Origin of the sequence: Paracoccus maritimus (assembly GCF_025195095.1) — a bacterium.
GTDB lineage: Bacteria > Pseudomonadota > Alphaproteobacteria > Rhodobacterales > Rhodobacteraceae > Paracoccus > Paracoccus maritimus.
In genome coordinates, this window is the sequence record NZ_JANAVZ010000002.1 from 61,165 (window position 1) to 77,549 (window position 16,385).

Annotated in this window: 15 protein-coding genes; 3 read left to right on the forward strand and 12 right to left on the reverse strand. The window is 64.0% G+C overall.

Annotated features, from left to right (window positions below; genetic code table 11):
- Positions 1-2: 2 nt before the first annotated feature.
- The 5 genes from MU516_RS03420 to MU516_RS03440 form a co-directional block, all read right to left on the reverse strand.
- The gene (locus MU516_RS03420) at positions 3-1,214 is read right to left on the reverse strand and encodes an acetyl-CoA C-acetyltransferase (RefSeq protein WP_260275798.1); all 1,212 of its coding nucleotides are present in this window, start codon (positions 1,212-1,214) and stop codon (positions 3-5) included.
- Complete coding sequence (locus MU516_RS03425) at positions 1,211-1,852, reverse strand: glutathione S-transferase family protein (protein ID WP_260275799.1); 642 nt, start codon at positions 1,850-1,852, stop codon at positions 1,211-1,213. Before MU516_RS03425 ends, MU516_RS03420 begins: the two co-directional genes overlap by 4 nt.
- Before the next feature lie 272 nt (positions 1,853-2,124).
- Positions 2,125-3,900: an acyl-CoA dehydrogenase C-terminal domain-containing protein gene (locus MU516_RS03430; RefSeq protein WP_260275800.1), complete on the reverse strand. Its 1,776-nt coding sequence runs from the start codon at positions 3,898-3,900 to the stop codon at positions 2,125-2,127.
- A 4-nt stretch (positions 3,901-3,904) separates the two neighbouring features.
- The gene (locus MU516_RS03435) at positions 3,905-4,306 is read right to left on the reverse strand and encodes a MerR family transcriptional regulator (protein ID WP_260275801.1); all 402 of its coding nucleotides are present in this window, start codon (positions 4,304-4,306) and stop codon (positions 3,905-3,907) included.
- 115 nt (positions 4,307-4,421) lie between these two features.
- Positions 4,422-4,802 (reverse strand): MerR family transcriptional regulator, encoded by a 381-nt coding sequence (locus tag MU516_RS03440; RefSeq protein ID WP_260275802.1) that lies wholly within the window; start codon positions 4,800-4,802, stop codon positions 4,422-4,424.
- A gap of 151 nt (positions 4,803-4,953) precedes the next feature.
- Between MU516_RS03440 and MU516_RS03445 the strand changes: the two genes are divergently transcribed.
- The 3 genes from MU516_RS03445 to MU516_RS03455 are packed head-to-tail and all read left to right on the forward strand — an operon-like array spanning position 4,954 to position 7,239.
- The gene (locus MU516_RS03445; protein WP_260275803.1) at positions 4,954-5,394 is read left to right on the forward strand and encodes a PaaI family thioesterase; all 441 of its coding nucleotides are present in this window, start codon (positions 4,954-4,956) and stop codon (positions 5,392-5,394) included.
- Positions 5,395-5,399: 5 nt separating this feature from the next.
- Positions 5,400-5,897: a PaaI family thioesterase gene (locus MU516_RS03450; protein ID WP_209056386.1), complete on the forward strand. Its 498-nt coding sequence runs from the start codon at positions 5,400-5,402 to the stop codon at positions 5,895-5,897.
- Positions 5,898-5,907: 10 nt separating this feature from the next.
- Complete coding sequence (locus MU516_RS03455) at positions 5,908-7,239, forward strand: MATE family efflux transporter (RefSeq protein ID WP_260275804.1); 1,332 nt, start codon at positions 5,908-5,910, stop codon at positions 7,237-7,239.
- Here the strand turns inward: MU516_RS03455 and MU516_RS03460 are convergent.
- The 7 genes from MU516_RS03460 to MU516_RS03490 form a co-directional block, all read right to left on the reverse strand.
- The gene (locus MU516_RS03460; protein WP_260275805.1) at positions 7,236-7,742 is read right to left on the reverse strand and encodes a GNAT family N-acetyltransferase; all 507 of its coding nucleotides are present in this window, start codon (positions 7,740-7,742) and stop codon (positions 7,236-7,238) included. The genes MU516_RS03455 and MU516_RS03460 overlap by 4 nt on opposite strands.
- A gap of 210 nt (positions 7,743-7,952) precedes the next feature.
- Entirely contained in the window at positions 7,953-8,807 is an 855-nt protein-coding gene (nadC, locus tag MU516_RS03465) for a carboxylating nicotinate-nucleotide diphosphorylase (RefSeq protein ID WP_260275806.1), read from the reverse strand.
- Positions 8,804-10,363 (reverse strand): L-aspartate oxidase, encoded by a 1,560-nt coding sequence (locus MU516_RS03470; RefSeq protein WP_260275807.1) that lies wholly within the window; start codon positions 10,361-10,363, stop codon positions 8,804-8,806. Before MU516_RS03470 ends, nadC begins: the two co-directional genes overlap by 4 nt.
- A 13-nt stretch (positions 10,364-10,376) precedes the next feature.
- Positions 10,377-11,429, reverse strand: coding sequence for a quinolinate synthase NadA (gene nadA, locus MU516_RS03475; RefSeq protein ID WP_260275808.1), 1,053 nt, complete (start codon positions 11,427-11,429; stop codon positions 10,377-10,379).
- 132 nt (positions 11,430-11,561) lie between these two features.
- Complete coding sequence (gene opgC / locus MU516_RS03480) at positions 11,562-12,671, reverse strand: OpgC domain-containing protein (protein ID WP_260275809.1); 1,110 nt, start codon at positions 12,669-12,671, stop codon at positions 11,562-11,564.
- A 30-nt stretch (positions 12,672-12,701) separates the two neighbouring features.
- A complete protein-coding gene (gene mdoH, locus MU516_RS03485; protein WP_260275810.1) occupies positions 12,702-14,792 on the reverse strand; it encodes a glucans biosynthesis glucosyltransferase MdoH in 2,091 nt (696 codons plus the stop codon).
- The gene (locus MU516_RS03490; protein ID WP_260275811.1) at positions 14,789-16,357 is read right to left on the reverse strand and encodes an OpgD/OpgG family glucan biosynthesis protein; all 1,569 of its coding nucleotides are present in this window, start codon (positions 16,355-16,357) and stop codon (positions 14,789-14,791) included. Before MU516_RS03490 ends, mdoH begins: the two co-directional genes overlap by 4 nt.
- Positions 16,358-16,385 lie beyond the last annotated feature (28 nt).

Below are 16,385 nucleotides of genomic sequence, written 5' to 3' on the forward strand. Positions count from 1 at the left end.
CCTCACACGCGTTCGATGATGGTGGCCGCGCCCATGCCGGACGCGATGCACAGGGTCGCCAGACCCACATTCTTGTCCTGGCGCTCCAGCTCATCCAGCAGGGTGCCGATGATGATCGCGCCGGTCGCGCCAAGCGGGTGGCCCATGGCGATGGCACCGCCATTGACGTTCACCCTGGCCGGATCGACCTGGAAAGCCTGCATGAAACGCAGCACGACCGAGGCAAACGCCTCGTTCACCTCGAACAGGTCGATATCGCCGATGGACATGCCGCTGTCCTTCAGGATCTTCTCGGTCACGGGGACCGGACCGGTCAGCATGATCGTGGGATCGGTGCCGATCTTGGCGGTGGCGCGGATGCGGGCACGCGGTTTCAGTCCGTGGGCCTTGCCGAATTCCTCGTTACCGATCAGCACGGCCGCCGCACCGTCCACGATGCCCGACGAATTCCCGGCGTGGTGGATATGTTCGATATGGTCCAGATGCGGATATTTCAGCATCGCCACTTTGTCGAAACCGGGCATCATTTCGCCCATTTCCTTGAAGGCGGGCTTCAGCTTGGCAAGGTCGTCGATCGTGGTGCCGGGGCGCATGTATTCGTCACGGTCGAGGATGGTCAGACCGTTCTGATCCAGAACCGGGACGATCGACTGGTCAAACCGGCCTTCCTGCCATGCCTGCGCGGCGCGGCGCTGGCTTTCCAGCGCCAGTGCGTCGGCCTGATCGCGATCAAAGCCGTATTCGGTCGCGATGATGTCGGCGCTGATGCCCTGCGGTACGAAGTAGGACTTCATCGCAAGACTGGGATCGACCGCGATGGCCGCCCCGTCGCTGCCCATTGCAACGCGGCCCATCATCTCGACGCCGCCGGCGATATAGGCCTGACCCGCGCCGCCCCGGATCTGGTTCGCGGCCAGGTTCACGGCCTCCATGCCGCTGGCGCAGAAGCGATTGATCGACAGGCCGGGGATGCGTTCGTCCAGATCCGAGGCCAGCACCGCGCTGCGGGCAAGGCAGCCGCCCTGTTCCTTGACCTGGGTAACGTTGCCCCAGATCACGTCCTCGACCGCATGGCCCTCCAGCCCGTTGCGTTCCTTCACGGCGTTCAGCAGGCGCGCGGACAGCGCCAGCGAGGTGACCTCGTGCAGGCTGCCATCGGGGCGGCCCTTGCCGCGCGGCGTGCGGGCGGCGTCATAGATGAATGCGTCGGTCATATGTCCTCCTTGGGCGCCCGGTCGGATGGATTGCCGGGCATCAGGTCATAGGGGTGTTTCCAGCCGGGCAGGGCGGCGATTCCGTCCAGCCAGCGGTCGATATGGTGCCATTCCTTGCGGTCGAAGCCGAAGGGTTCGGGGTAATACAGATAGCCGCAGCAGGCGAAGTCGGCGATTGTCGGTGCATCGTCGGCGATCCAGTCGCGCCCGGCCAGATGATCGTCCAGGATCTTGTAGGCCGATTTCACCCGGCCCTGCAGATAGTCGATGCCGCCCTGTGGACGCTTTTCCGGCGGCAGGAAGTTCATCAGAAAGCGCAGCGGTCCCGCCTGCGCGGACAGCTTGTGGTTGTCGAACATCAGCCAGCGCAGCGTTTCGTTCCGATCGCGACCAAGGAATTTCCCGGTCCGCTCGGCGATGTGCAACTGGATCACGGCGGATTGGCTCAGCGTCAGATCACCCTCGCGGAAGACCGGCACTTCGCCCATTTCGTTCAGCGCCCGAAACGCGGCACCGCGCGCCTCGCCATTGAAGAAATCGACATAGACGGGCGACCAGTCGTAGCCCGCCAACTGCATCGTCAGCGCCGCCTTGTAGGCATTGCCGGATTCGCCAAAACACCAGAGTTGAGCGGTCATATCTCCTCCTTGCCGCGGGGGGCTTTGCGCCCGCCGCACCCCTCGCGGGGTATTTCCGCAAAGAAGAAGATGGGGGTTAGCCTTTCTTCAACCTTGCATTGCTGGAACGGCTTCCGCGGTACAGGCTGAGTAGCCAGTGGCCGCCAAGGGAGAAGTCGTCCCGGTTCCGGGGCCGTCAACGTCCGCCCCGCCGCAGCATGCGAGCGGCCGGGAGGCATTCGTGCTTCCTTTTTGCACAAATACCCATTCCGACCTTCTCATACCGCTGCGTGTCAGAACAGGTCCGCGTCCAGCGCCATGACGGGTTCGCCACCGGACTGAATGCGGGCCAGATGAGTCGACGTGATCGGCAACTGACGCTTCATGTAATAGCGTCCCGTGGTCAGCTTGGTCTGCAGGAAAGAAGCATCGCCCTGGCCGGCATCCAGCGCGGACTGCGCGGCAGCGGCCATGCGCGCCCACATGAAGCCAAGCGCGACATGCCCGAACAGATGCATGAAGTCATAGGATCCGGACAACGCGTCGTCGGGGTTCTTCATGCCGCGTTCAGTGAAGTACATCGCGGCAGATTGAAGATCCTTCGAGGCCGATTTCAGCGGCGCGATGAAATCGTCGGCCAGCATCTGGTTGTCAGCATGCTGCTTGCAGAACGTCTTGACACGTTCGAAGAACGCCATGATGTGCTGACCGCCATCCTGCGGCAACTTGCGCGCAACCAGGTCAAGCGCCTGCACGCCGTTGGCACCCTCGTAGATCATCGCGATCCTGGCATCCCGAACGAACTGGCTCATGCCATGTTCCTCGATATAGCCGTGTCCGCCGAAGACCTGTTGGGCCTGCACGGCCGCGTCGAAACCACGGTCGGTCAGAAAGCCTTTCGCCACCGGCGTCAGCAGCGACACGAGGCCTTCGGCCTCGGCATCGCCGTTCTGGCCGCGATCGATCAGATGCGCACACCACAGAACCAATGCGCGCGCGCCTTCGACGAAGGATTTCTGGTCCATCAGGCTGCGGCGGATATCGGGATGCACGATCAGCGGATCGGCGGCGCCTTCGGGATTCTGCACGCCCGTCGCCGCGCGGCCCTGCAACCGGTCCTTGGCATAGGCGACCGCGTTCTGATAGGCGGCCTCGGCGCAGGCATAGCCCTGCAAGGCGACGCCAAGACGCGCCTCGTTCATCATCGTGAACATCGCCCGCATGCCCTTGTGCAGATCACCCAGAAGCCAGCCTTTCGCGCCGTCGTAGTTCATGACGCAGGTGGCGTTGCCGTGGATACCCATCTTTTCTTCAAGGCTGCCGACGCTGACTGCGTTGCGTTCGCCCAGCGAACCGTCTTCATTCACCAGGAATTTCGGAACGATGAACAGCGAGATGCCCTTGGTGCCTTCGCCGCCGCCGGGCGCCTTGGCCAGCACAAGATGGATGACATTTTCTGACAGGTCGTGGTCGCCGGCCGAAATGAAGATCTTCTGACCCGAGATCAGATAGCTGCCGTCGTCCTGCGGTTCTGCCCTGCTGCGCAACAGACCCAGATCGGTGCCGCAATGCGGCTCGGTCAGGTTCATCGTGCCAGTCCATTCGCCGCTGACGATCTGCGGCAGATATTGCTGCTTCTGGGCCTCGGTACCATGGGCGTGGATCGCCGAATAGGCGCCATGGGCGAGGCCCGGATACATCGCGAACGCCATGTTGGCGGACGAGAACATTTCGCTGACGGCCTGTCCCATCACCACCGGCAGGCCCTGGCCGCCAAATTCGGTGTCACAGTCCAAGGCGGTCCAGCCGCCCTCCTTCAGCGCGTCATATGCGGCCTTAAAACCCTCGGGCGTACGCACGATGCCGTTTTCAAGACTGCAGCCCTGCCGGTCGCCAGAGACGTTGATCGGGGCCATCACTTCGGCCGCCAGCTTGCCCGCTGCATCCAGGATCGCTTCGGTGAAATCGGGATCCAGATCCTCGTGGCCCGGCAGCTTGGCATGCTGCAGTTGCAGCAAGTCTTGCAGCACGAATTGCAGGTCGCGAACGGGGGGGGTGTATGAAGGCATGCTGTTATCCTGTCTTCGTGTCGTCTTGGGCCGTGGCAAGGCGTTGCTCGGCGTCTGCGATATGCTGTTTCAGTTCGTCGATGGCCTCACGCAGTTCGGCGTATTGGCGTTCCATGTCCGCCAGCCGTTCGCGGCCGACCGAAAGGGTCGCGGCGATCTGGGTGCGGTTGCAGCCGCCCGGTTCGTAGATTTCAAGAAGCTGGCGCATCTGTTCCAGGCTGAACCCGAACCGCTTTCCGCGCAGGATCAGAATCAACCGGGCGCGGTCGCGGCGATCATATAGCCGGTGCTGACCGCGGCGTTCGGGAAAGATCAATTCCCGTGCCTCGTAGAAACGCAGTGTGCGCGGCGTGACATCGAACGCATCGCACATTTCGCGTATCGTCATCAGGTCGTCGTTTGGCATGAAACGTGACGCCTCCTTCGCGGGCTTCTGCCGATCCTCAGAGACGATATAGGGGCTGCTTGACGCGAACGTAAGCGGGACGCTGCGTCACGGCTTCGCGAGGTGGCGCCGGCGCCTAATCGGCGCCGTCCACCTGATCGCTGGTCTTGTCCCGCAGCGATTTCAGATCGTCGCGCGCATTTTGCAATTCGGCGATCTGTTCATCCAGCAGCTTCAACTGGCGATCGGCCAGCGCAAGCCAAACCTCGTGCTGTTCACGGCTGCCCTTCTGTTCATAGATCAACAGCCACTGGCGGATTTCCTCGAGCGAGAAGCCAAAGCGGCGTCCGCGCAGAATCAGTGTCATTCGCGCAACTTCTCGGGCGCCGTAAAGGCGTGACCTGCCTTCACGGCGCGGGCTGATAAGCTCGATATACTCGTAATACCGCAATGTCCGGGGCGTAACGTCGAAACGCGCGCACATGTCTTTGAAGCTGATCTCACGCTCGTCCGGCATCCGATATCTCCGTGACGGTTCATCCGTCAGACAAGCTAGCCCCTTGCCGGATGCTTCTCAACCTTTGCGCGCGTCAGAGTCGATCGGGGTTGAGAACATACGGTTCGGACGGCTAAGCCTGTGCAGGAACCGCAAGGAGGCGCCGAAGCCGATGGATGACAGGGACACGCAGGACGATGAAAACCGGATAAGGATTGCGCAGCAGTTCATCGGCGCGATCCCGCATGCCCGCGCGCTGGGGATGCAGGTCGATGACCTGGGACCGGGACGCGCCACGATCAGCATGCCTTGGGCTGAGCATCTTGTCGGCGATCCAAGGCGAGGCGTCGTGCACGGCGGCGTGGTATCGGCGCTGATGGATACCTGCTGCGGCGCCGCGGTGATGATGCATCCCGCAACGCCGCGCTCGACCGCGACGATCGATCTGCGCATCGACTATATGCGTGCCGCCGAGCCCGGACAGCGGATCACCGCAAAGGCAGAATGCTATCACATGACGCGCAGCGTGGCCTTTCTGCGCGCCGTCGCGGTGGACGAGGACGACCAGAACCCGGTCGCGACCGCAACCGGAACCTTCACGGCCGAGAGGTAAGCGCCATGGATCGCAACGAACCCCTGGAGCAGATCAAGTCCCGGCGCGATTCGGCGCTGAAAGCGCTTGTTTCCGGCGTGCCTTACATGAACTGGCTGGGGATCATGTTCGACCGTCGCGGTGACGAACTGACCGCGGTGCTGCCTTTCGACCAGAAACTGATCGGCAACCCTGCATTGCCGGCATTGCACGGTGGGGTGACAGCCGCATTCCTGGAAATGACAGCGATCATCGAACTGTCCTGGACCGCGATGTGGGAAGATCTGGAATCCGGACGTATCGCGCCGGATGCTGCCGTGCCTGACAGCTTGCCACGCCTGCCCAAGACGATCGATTTCACCGTCGACTACCTGCGCAGCGGTCTGCCGCGTGACGCCTATGCGCGGGCCCGTGTCGTGCGGTCCGGGCGGCGCTATGCCAGCGTCCATGTCGAGGCATGGCAGGACAACCGCGCCCGACTGTTCGCGCAGGCGACAGGACATTTCCTGATGCCGCAGGGATAGGCCGCGACCGATGAAGACCCAGATCGGCCCGCTGACCCATCGGCGGGTTCTTAACATCGCCTTGCCCATTGTCCTGTCGAACGCGACCGTACCGCTTCTGGGTCTGGTTGATACCGGCGTGGTGGGGCAGTTGGGCCGGGCCGAGCCGATCGGCGCGGTCGGCATCGGCGCGGTGATCCTGACGTCGATTTTCTGGATCTTCGGTTTCCTGCGCATGGGCACGTCCGGGCTTGTGGCACAAAGCCACGGCGCGGGCGATGAGGCTCAGGTCGGTGCCCATCTGCTGCGCGCGCTGACCATCGCGGGATCTGTCGGGCTGATGATCGTCGCGCTGCAGATACCCTTGTTCTGGGCTGCCTTTCGCATCGCACCCGCCAGCGCCGAGGTCGAGATGCTGGCGCGCGACTATCTTCAGATCCGCATCTGGGGGGCACCGGCTACCATCGGCCTATATGCGATCACGGGGTGGCTGATCGCGGTGGAACGGACCCGTTCGGTCCTGGCACTGCAGTTGTTGCAGAACGGACTGAATGTCGCGCTGGACATCTGGTTCGTGCTGGGACTTGGGCTGGGCGTCGCTGGTGTGGCTTGGGCCACGCTGATCGCCGAATGTTCCGGGCTGGCACTGGGGCTGTGGATGGCGCGCCATGTCTTGCGTTCCGCCTTGGCCGCGGCGCGCAACCTGGCAACGTTGTTCGCCCGGGATCAGCTGAACCGTTTCATGCGCATCAATGTCGACATCATGATCCGTTCGGTTCTGCTGCAGGCAAGTTTCACGACGTTCCTGTTCCTTGGTGCGGCGGAAGGTGATGTCACGCTGGCGGCAAATCAGGTGCTGGTACAGTTCCTGTCGATCACGGCCTTCGCACTGGATGGCTTTGCCTTCGCGGCGGAATCCCTCGTGGGCCAAGCGGTCGGCGCGCGGCGCCCCGAACATGTTCGCCGGTCCGCGATCCTGACATCGCAATGGGGGCTGGGCGGTGCGCTGGCCTTGGGGGTTCTTTTCTGGTTCGGCGGCGGGGCCATCGTCGATCTGCTGACCAGCGCCCCCGAGGTGCGTGCCGAGGCGCGTCAATATCTGGTCTGGCTTGGCTTTGCACCGCTGATTGGCGTGGCCGGCTGGATGTTCGACGGGATCTTCATCGGCGCAACCCTGACGCGAGAGCTGCGGATCGCGATGTTGCAGGCAGTCGCCGTCTATGTGGCCGCGGTCATCGTCCTGCCGCCGGTGATGGGCAATCACGGTCTATGGGCCGCCTTGATGATCCTGAATGTCGCGCGTGGCCTGACGATGGCACGGCTTTATCCGCGGGCCGAGGCGGCGGCGCGACCGGCGGGCTAGCGCGTCCGCGCCTCGCCTGCATGCGGCGTCGGTCCGGCGGGCAGGCTGACCACCCCTTCCAGCAGGCCGGGCTCGACGATGGTCGTCGCGCCAAGATCGCGCGCCAGCGCCCGCATGCCCAGATTGTCGGGCACATGAAAGATGTGGATCGTGCCGATGCCCGTGCGGCGCGCGATCAGCACCATCGCAAGGCTCAGCAGCTTGCCGATGCCTGCGTGTTGATAGGCGCGCTCGACCGAAACGGACAGTTCGGCCTCTTTGCCCTGTTTGTCCGGAATCAGCTCTGCCAAACCCCGCAGCGTGCCGTCGACAAATGCACCAAAGACCCAGACGTGCCGCCAGTCGAGGTTCCGGGAATAGGCAAGGATCGCGTCGTCGCTGAGCGCGGTGTTAAATCGCGCGCGTCTGTCCTGCGCTGTCAGGCGCAGCAGATGGGCGGCGTGCAGCGCATGATCGCGCGCGGCAAGTCCCCGCAGCCTGACATTGCCGCGATTCACCGCCATCAGTGGCCTGGCAGGATTTCGGTGCCGTGCTGCCGACATGTCTGGCCTCCGTCAGGTCGCCACGGGTAGGGCAGGGCGAACGCAATGCCCGAACTGCTACGCCGCTGTCGCGGCATCTACCGGTATGTTGGGCGCGCGACATGCGTTCGCCAGCACGGGCGGTTCATTTTTCTGTGATCCTCGTGGGCGGAATCTGCGTGCCCCGTCTGGTCAGAAATCCAGTCCCAGATCCAGCGTCGGCGCCGAATGGGTCAGCGCGCCGCAGGAAATATAGTCCACGCCGGTCGCTGCAACTTCGGCGATCCGACCCAGCCGCATGTTTCCCGACGCCTCAAGAACGACGCGGCCCTGCGCCATGGCAACAGCTTGGCGCAGTGTCGCCGTGTCCATGTTGTCCAGCAGAACGACATCGGCGCCGCCTTCGTCCAGCACCTCGGACAGCTGCTCCAGCCGGTCCACCTCGATCTCGACCCGCATCATGTGCGATGCGTGGGCCTTGCAGGCTTGCAGGACCGGTCGAATGCCGCCCGCCGCGGCGATGTGATTGTCCTTGATCAGGATCGCATCGGACAGCGAAAAACGGTGTGCGAAGCCGCCGCCATGCAGCACCGCCTGTTTCTCGACCATCCGCAATCCGGGTGTCGTCTTGCGGGTGCATGTGACGCGTGCGGCGGTGTCCTGGGTTCGGGCCACGAAGGCGGCCGTCATCGTGGCAATGCCGCACAGACGTCCGGCAAAGTTCAGCGCAACCCGTTCGGCGGACAGGATAGATGCCGCATCGCCTTCGATCTCGGCCAGCACGTCGCCGGTCTGAAAGGCCATCCCGTCGGCCCGCAGGATGCGCACATCAAGCGTCGGATCGATCAGGTGGAACGCGATCCGGGCAAGGTCCATCCCCGAGGCGACCCCGGCCTCGCGTGACCGGATGCGCGCACAATAGCGTGTGCCGGCGGGGATCACGATGCGGGTCGTGATGTCGCCATTTGTGCCCAGATCCTCGATCAGCGCGGCACGGACCAGCGGTTCAAGGATCATCGGGGGCAGGGGGGAGGTGGCGTTCGTCATATCATCTCCGTGGCAATCGCATCGCGGATGGCCATCGCGTCTGCCAGCGTCAGGTGGCTGCGCGTGGGGGTGGGGGAGGCATCGGGAAAATCGCAGCGGTAATGTGCGCCCCGGCTTTCCCTGCGCTGCAGCGCGGCCGCGCAGATCAGCGTCGCCGTGGCTGTCATGTTCAGAAGGTTGTCGGAATCCGGCTGCAGCGACGCGATCGTCGCGATTTCGGTCAGTGCCCGTCGCAGGCCCGCCTCGTCACGCACGACGCCAGCCCCGTCGGTCATCGCGCGCCTCAGTCGCGTGACCAGATCGGCGTCGGGCAGTTCCCCGGCAGGCAGGTCGGGCAGCGCAACAGTGGCGGGATCCGCCGTCATCCTGATCGTCTTCTGGATGTTGGCAGCGCAGATCCGCGCATAGACCAAAGCCTCCAGCAACCCGTTCGAGGCCAGCCTGTTCGCGCCGTGCAGCCCGGTCGAGGACGCCTCGCCGCAGGCCCAAAGCCCGTCAAGGCTGGCGCGGCCGGTGCTGTCCACGGCGATTCCGCCCATGTGGTAATGGGCGGCAGCAGCCACGGGGATCGCCCGGGTCGTCGGATCGATACCGTTTCGCAGACAGGCGCCGGCGACCGCTGGAAATTCGGTGAGGATGCGCGTGCCCAGACAGGCGCGTGTGTCCAGAACCGGTCGCAGCCCGGCCTGCGCCTGCGCATAGATCGCGCGCGCGACGATGTCGCGGGGCGCAAGTTCGGCGTCAGGGTGCAGCGCCTGCATGAAACGGTCGCCCTGCCGGTTTCGCAACTGCGCGCCTTCGCCCCGCAGCGCCTCGGTCGCCAGCGGTGCGGGGTCTTCGCCGCAGTCGATCGCAGTCGGGTGGAACTGCACGAATTCGGCATCCGCGATGATCGCGCCTGCGCGGGCCGCCATGCCGATCACCTGTCCGCAGATGCGCGGCGGGTTGGTCGTGACCGCGAACAGACCGCCCGAGCCGCCACCCGCCAGCAGGACTGCCGGCGCCAGGATCTGGACGGAATGCGAACCATGGGTGCGCGCAATCTGCACCCCCGTCACGCGGCTGCCGGTGGTCACCAGCCCGGTCGCCATGGCGCCTTCCAGCACCTGCACCGACGGTGTGTCGCGGACGGCGGAAACCAGGGCGCGCATGATTTCCGCCCCGGCCTGGTCGCCCTTGACCCGCACCACGCGGGCGAAACTGTGCGCCGCCTCGCGCGACAGGACATAGCCGCCCTCGGGTGTGCGATCAAAAGGCGTGCCGAAGGAGGTCAGGTCAAGGATGTGGGCGCGCGCCTCGTCGGTGACCAGTTCCGCGATGTCGGGATCGACGGTGCCGGCTCCGGCACTTACGGTGTCGCGCGCATGCGATCGGGCACTGTCCGCAGGGTCCATCGCCGCGGCGACCCCGCCCTGAGCCCAGGCTGAGCTGGCACCCTGTCCAAGCGGATCGGGTGAGATCATCAACACCGGACGCGGGGCAAGCTTCAGCGCCGCATACAGCGCACCCAGTCCGGCACCGACGATCACGACACGGTCGGTGGCGATCTGCCTCATGCGCGGGCGATCCTCAGGCCGCCAGCTGGCGCGACAGATCGATCATGCGCTGAACCGCGACACGCGCGCGGTCGGCAATGTCGGGTGCGACCTCGACCGCGCCGGTCATCGTGTGCAGCGACCACAGCACCTTCTCGAGCGTGATCTTTTTCATATAGGGACACATGTTGCACGGCCCCAGAAACTCGACCTCGGGATGCGCGTCCGAGATATTCGCGGCCATCGAGCATTCGGTGACCAGCATTGCCTGTCCGGGACGTTCGCGGCCGACCCAGTCCAGGATTCCGGCGGTCGAGCCCGCAAAATCCGCCTCGGCCAGCACATCTGGGGGGCATTCGGGGTGGGCGATGATCTTCAGATCGGGGTGCCAGCCACGAAAATCGCGCAGATCCTGTGCGGTGAATTTTTCGTGCACGATGCAGCGTCCATCCCACCACACGATGTTCTTCTGCGGCACCTGTTTCGCGACGTTCTGGGCCAGATACTTGTCCGGTGTCATGATCACCGTCTCACCCTCCATCGCCGCGACGATCTGGGCCGCATTAGCCGAGGTGCAGCAGATGTCCGAGGCTGCCTTCACCTCGGCCGTGGTGTTTACGTAGCTGACGACGGGTGCCCCGGGATACTGGGCGCGCATTTCCGCGATGCCCGCAGCGGTGATGCTTTCGGCCAGCGAACAACCGGCCTCCATGTCGGGCATCAGTACGGTCTTGGCCGGGTTCAGGATCTTCGAGGTTTCGGCCATGAAATGCACGCCGCATTGCACGATCACGTCGGCCTCGACCCGCGTGGCCTCGATGGCCAGCGCAAGGCTGTCGCCCACCACATCCGAGATTCCGTGATAGATCTGCGGCGTCATGTAGTTATGCGCCAGAACCACGGCGTTGCGTTCACGTTTCAGATCGTTGATTGCCTTCACATAGGGCGCTGCGATGGCCCAGTCCGGCAACGGCACGACGCGTTCCATGCGGGCATGGATATCGGACATGCTCTCGGCAAGCTCAAGCGAGGGCTGAAGATCGTAATGCGTCTCAAGCTCTGCCCGGATGGTCGTCAGATCCAGCAATGTCCTCTCCTCCTGCGGCGGTCGTCGGGCCGTGGCACGGGCGTTGCACCCGTGACCGCGCCTGTTACCGAAAAGCTGACCTAGGGGCAATGTTGAACTGCCCCGTCCGGCGCGGCTTGCGGTCCAGAGATGCTATTTGCCGCGCTTCTGCCACGGCGCCCCCCATTGCAGCCAGATCGCCGCCAGCCACCACAGCGCAAGGATTGCCCAAAGATCGACGACAAGCTTGCGCAGGAATCCCTGGTCAGGCGGGTTCATCTGGAACGCATCACCGATCACGGACAGCATGACGCAGGCGATGAAGGACCACAGGCCGCCCCTGCCGATCTGTTGAAGACCGACTCCGGCCCGGGTCGAGGCCAGCCGTTCCATGATGCCGGCCAACGGCACGGCGACCAGCCAGCTGGCGGCAAGGATGGCCAGAAAACGGGTGCCGTCCAGCGGCCATTTGTCGATGCTGCCATAGACTAGCTTCAGCGCGTTGCGCAGCGGCAGCGCGGGTTCACCGAATTTCGAGGCGATGACGATGGTCGCGCCAAAGGCAAACATCGCCCAGGCGACGATTGTGATCAGCCTCGCGTGCGGCATCAGGACCGGCATGAAGCGTTGCCGGAACAGACCCATCGCCACGCCGGAATAGAACAGCATTTGCCATCCGAACGGATTGAACAGCAGCCCGCCATCGCGATGGTTGGGCACCAGCGAGTTCAGGATCGGGGCAAACCACCAAAGCGCCACCGAGCCCGCAGCGAAGCTGAACGGAAATCTCAGCAGGATCGGCACCAGAAGCGGCGCAGATGCGATCAGGACTACATAGACCGCCAGCACGTCCAGCAGGTTGGGCTGCAGCCACATCGTCGCCAGAACGCCCAGATAGCCCCACGGATTCTCGATCACCCATTCGGCATACTGGTTCCAGATCGCGGTATGCTTCATGCCGGCCTCAAGCAATCCGGCCGAAAGCAGTGCCATGACGATCCCGCCCACAACCAGCGCGCGCCAGACCTCGAAGGCGCGGCGGGCAAAGCGCCAGCGCGCGGCGGGGCGCCCGTCCTTGCGCTCGACCCCGAGCCAGACCAGACCGACGAGAAAGCCCGACAACAGAACGAACAACTCGGCAGCGTCGAAGATCGAAAAATTGGCCAGCGTGAACCCGCGAAGCGTGGACACCGGCATGTGGTCCAGCATGATGCAGACCAGCGCATAGCCGCGCAGCATGTCGAGGGCGATCAGGCGTTTCATGAGGCTCGATATCTTATGGACTGTCGCTGCTCAAGCGGGCAGGCGGCTCCAGCGTTGCAGCAACGCTGCGTCCGAGACAAGCGCCTCGGTCTCGGCGCGGTTCAGAAAGCTCAGGGCCTCGGTCCGGGTGGTGGCGTGGTCTATCTTGGCTTCGGCTGTGATCAGGTCCAGACGGCGCGACTGCGGCAGGTCCGTGTCCGGTTCCAGCAGTGCGCAATGGCTGGCCAGCGCTGCGGGATCGTCGCCCAGGTGCAGGATCGCGCTGTCTTCGGGCAGCGGCCGGGGCAGGGCGCGGGTCGCCGATGACGCCTCGGACAACAGCGGGGGGACGCTGCGTTCCTCTGGCGTGACAAGAAGGCCGCGCATCCTTGCCCAACGCCCGAAGACGGGGCTGGCCGAAAAGCGCGAGGTGAACGGCGACAGGATCAGCCCGGCAAGGATCGGCGACAGCCAGATCAGCTGCGGCGGCGAAAACTGCGCAAGCACGATCAGCGTGCCAAGGCCCAACAGCACATGCACCCAGTGCCGCGCGATCACGACACCCCAGCCGGGCATTGATCCGGCACGGGTCTGGGCATTCCAGCCGCTGTCCCGGCCGCGCAGGATCTCGAAAATCTGGCGGGTCTGGATCAGCATCTGGACCGGGGCGATCAGGGCCGACAACAGGATTTCGAACAGCGAACTGGCAAAGATCCTTACGGGGCCGCCCGAGGCGCGCGCCAGAGGCCGCATCCAGGCGCGAAACGTCGCGATCAGCTTGGGAAGCAGCAGCAGCGCCATCGCCCCGATGAACAGCCACAGCATCCTGCGGGCGTCGAAGACTGGCCATTCGGGGAACAACTGATATGCGTTCGGGAAATATTCGGGCGTGGACAGCAGCACGGTCGCCGACAGCACAAGCCCGACAAGGATCAACGCAAGCCAGATCGGGCTCATCAGGAAGCCCATGATGCCGACGGCGAAATGCACGCGGCTGATGGCGCGTGCGCCTTTCATGCCGAACAGCCGCGAATGCTGAAGATTGCCCTGCGCCCAACGGCGTTCGCGCGCCGCCATGTCCAGAAGGGTCGGCGGACAGCCTTCGAAACTGCCGCGCAGATCATGATCCAGCCGCACCTTCCAACCGGCACGGCACAAGGCCGCCGCCTCGACGAAATCATGGCTGAGGATGGTGCCGCCGAAAGGGGGACTGCCGGGCAGGCGCGGCAGGCCGCAGCATTCCGCGAACGCACCGACGCGGATCATCGCGTTGTGCCCCCAGTAATTGCCGGTATTGCCCGACCAGGCGGCGACGCCGCGGGCGATCATCGGGCCATAGACACGACCGGCGAACTGGGTCAGCCGCGCAAAGATGGTCTCGCCGCCGATCAGCACCGGCATGGTCTGGATCAGCGCCAGATCCGGATCGGCATTCATGCGGGCCGACATCTGGCGGATCGTGTTGCCGGTCATCACGCTGTCGGCGTCCAACACCACCATCTGGTCATAACGCCCGCCCCAGCGACGGACAAATTCGGCCACGTTGCCGGATTTTCTGTCTTCGTTGGTCTGCCTGCGCCGATACCAGATCGGAACCGGCGATACGCTACGCGCGGCGTCGATTGCCAGTGTCTCGTTCACGGCGACGGACGGGTCGCGACTGTCGGACAGCACGAAGATCTCGGCGCGTTCGGCCATGCCCTCTTGCGCCAGTTCATCGGCAAGCGCGGTCAGCAGGCCGATGCTTTTCGCGGCGTCTTCATGATAAATGGGCATGATCACCGCAACACGTGCCGTGTTGGGCTCCTCCGGCGTTCGCAGGCGAGGGGCCAGAAGTCCGGCAATCAGCCCGCAGAACGAGAACCCCACCCAGGCGAAGGTCGGAACGAACAGCACCAGCAGCGCCCACTGCATCGGTGTCGGCTTGTCGCCGAATGTCTGCAGCATCTGGGAAAAGCCGATCACGGCCAGCGCGGCAGTTCCGCCAAAGGCGATCAGGCGCGCCAGCCAGACGCGCCAGTCCTCGCGCTGCCGGGTGCGCGGTGCGGGATGCGGGGCGCCGAAATCCTGAACTGGCATCTCCACCGGGGACTCGGGCGGGGTCGCCGCCGATGGCCGGGTGATCGCGACTGAGATGCTCATGCGGTCCAGCGTGCAAGCCAGCTTTCGCTAAGCGCGACGCCGTTCTTGTCGGTCAGCAATGCCTGAAGTTCGGCCTCTTCTGCGTCGCCCGGTTCGAATTCGAAGGCAAGGCGCAGAACATGCTGGTCGGGCAAGGGCTTGAGATAGGCATGGACGATCTTGCCCGCCGAGGTGGTGACTTTGGATTCGGGCATGTCGTCATCAAACAGCGACAGGTCGAAATCGACGATGAAGCTGCGGGTCGTTTCGACATTGATCGACCGGCCCGAACGCACCTGCCGAACCTTGGCCAGCGGCACATCATTGGGCGGCAGAGGCGCAAAGCTGAGGCGATAGCGGAATTCGTGCCTCTGGTCCTTGGCCAGCGGTTCCTTGGGCAGCCAGTAGCTGACGACGTTGTCGTTGAACTCGTTCTCGACAGGAATTTCGATCAGCCGGACTTCGCCTTCGCCCCAGTCCCCCTCTGGCTGGATCCACGCAGACGGACGCTGATGATACATCGCCTCGGCGTCTTGGTAGTCGATAAAGTCGCGATTGCGCTGGATCAGCCCGAAACCGTGCGGATTGTTGTCCATGAAGGACGAAATCTGCAACGCCTTGTGCGAGGCCAGCGTCCGCCAAAGGGCCTGACCGGCGCCGGTATGCATCTGCAATCCGTCGCTGTCATGCACTGCCGGGCGATAGTCATCGACCGTCCTGCGACTGGCCGGGCTGAACCAGAACATCGAAGTCAGCGGCGCGATGCCGGTATTTTGCAGATCGATGCGCGGGAAGATCGCGACGCGGGTGCGGATCATGGTCACGGCGCCGGGATTAACGTCGAACTGGAACGCGGCAGTCAGCGACTTGCTGTCCAGCACGGCATGGATGCGAACCCATTCGGACGTCGCCTCCGGCTCGTGGATCCAGAAATCCGTGAACAGGGGGAACTCCTCGCCGTCGGGACTGCCGGTCTTGATGGCAAGCCCGCGCGCAGACAGGCCGTAAAGCGTGCCGCGTGCAACGGCGCGGAAATAGCTGGCGCCCTGAAAGACCAGGAATTCGTCCATGGTACCGGGCCGGTTCAGCACCGTGCGCAGACGGAAACCCGACCATCCCATCTCGCCCTTGGTTTCCAGATCGGCGCCGTCTGGAAACTGCGAGGGATCGAATTCCAGCAGATGCGGATCGAAAGCAAGTGTCTGGGGCTGACCGTCGCGGACGATGCTGATATTCACCGGCTCGTAGAAGATCGCGCCGGGCGGCAACAGATCCATGCTGAAGCGGCCCTTGCCCCCAAGCGGATCTGCGTCACGGCGAAAACGTATGCCGCGATACCGATCATAGTTCAGATCGGCAAAGCTGCCGACCTGTTCGGCGACAGGTTGAGTATAAACGCGCTTTGCGCGCTCCGCCGCCAATTGGGCGACCTCTTCAAAGCCGAATACGGTCGGCGCGGATGTCGGCGCCTCGTTCTCGGGAGCGTTGGCACTGTCGGCTGCGGATTGCGCGTTCACAGGCGTTGCGGCCAGCGAACCGCCGGCGGCCAGAGCTGTGGCGGCATTGAGAAATTGACGACGCTTCATATCACGAGATTTGCTTGGAAAACCCGAG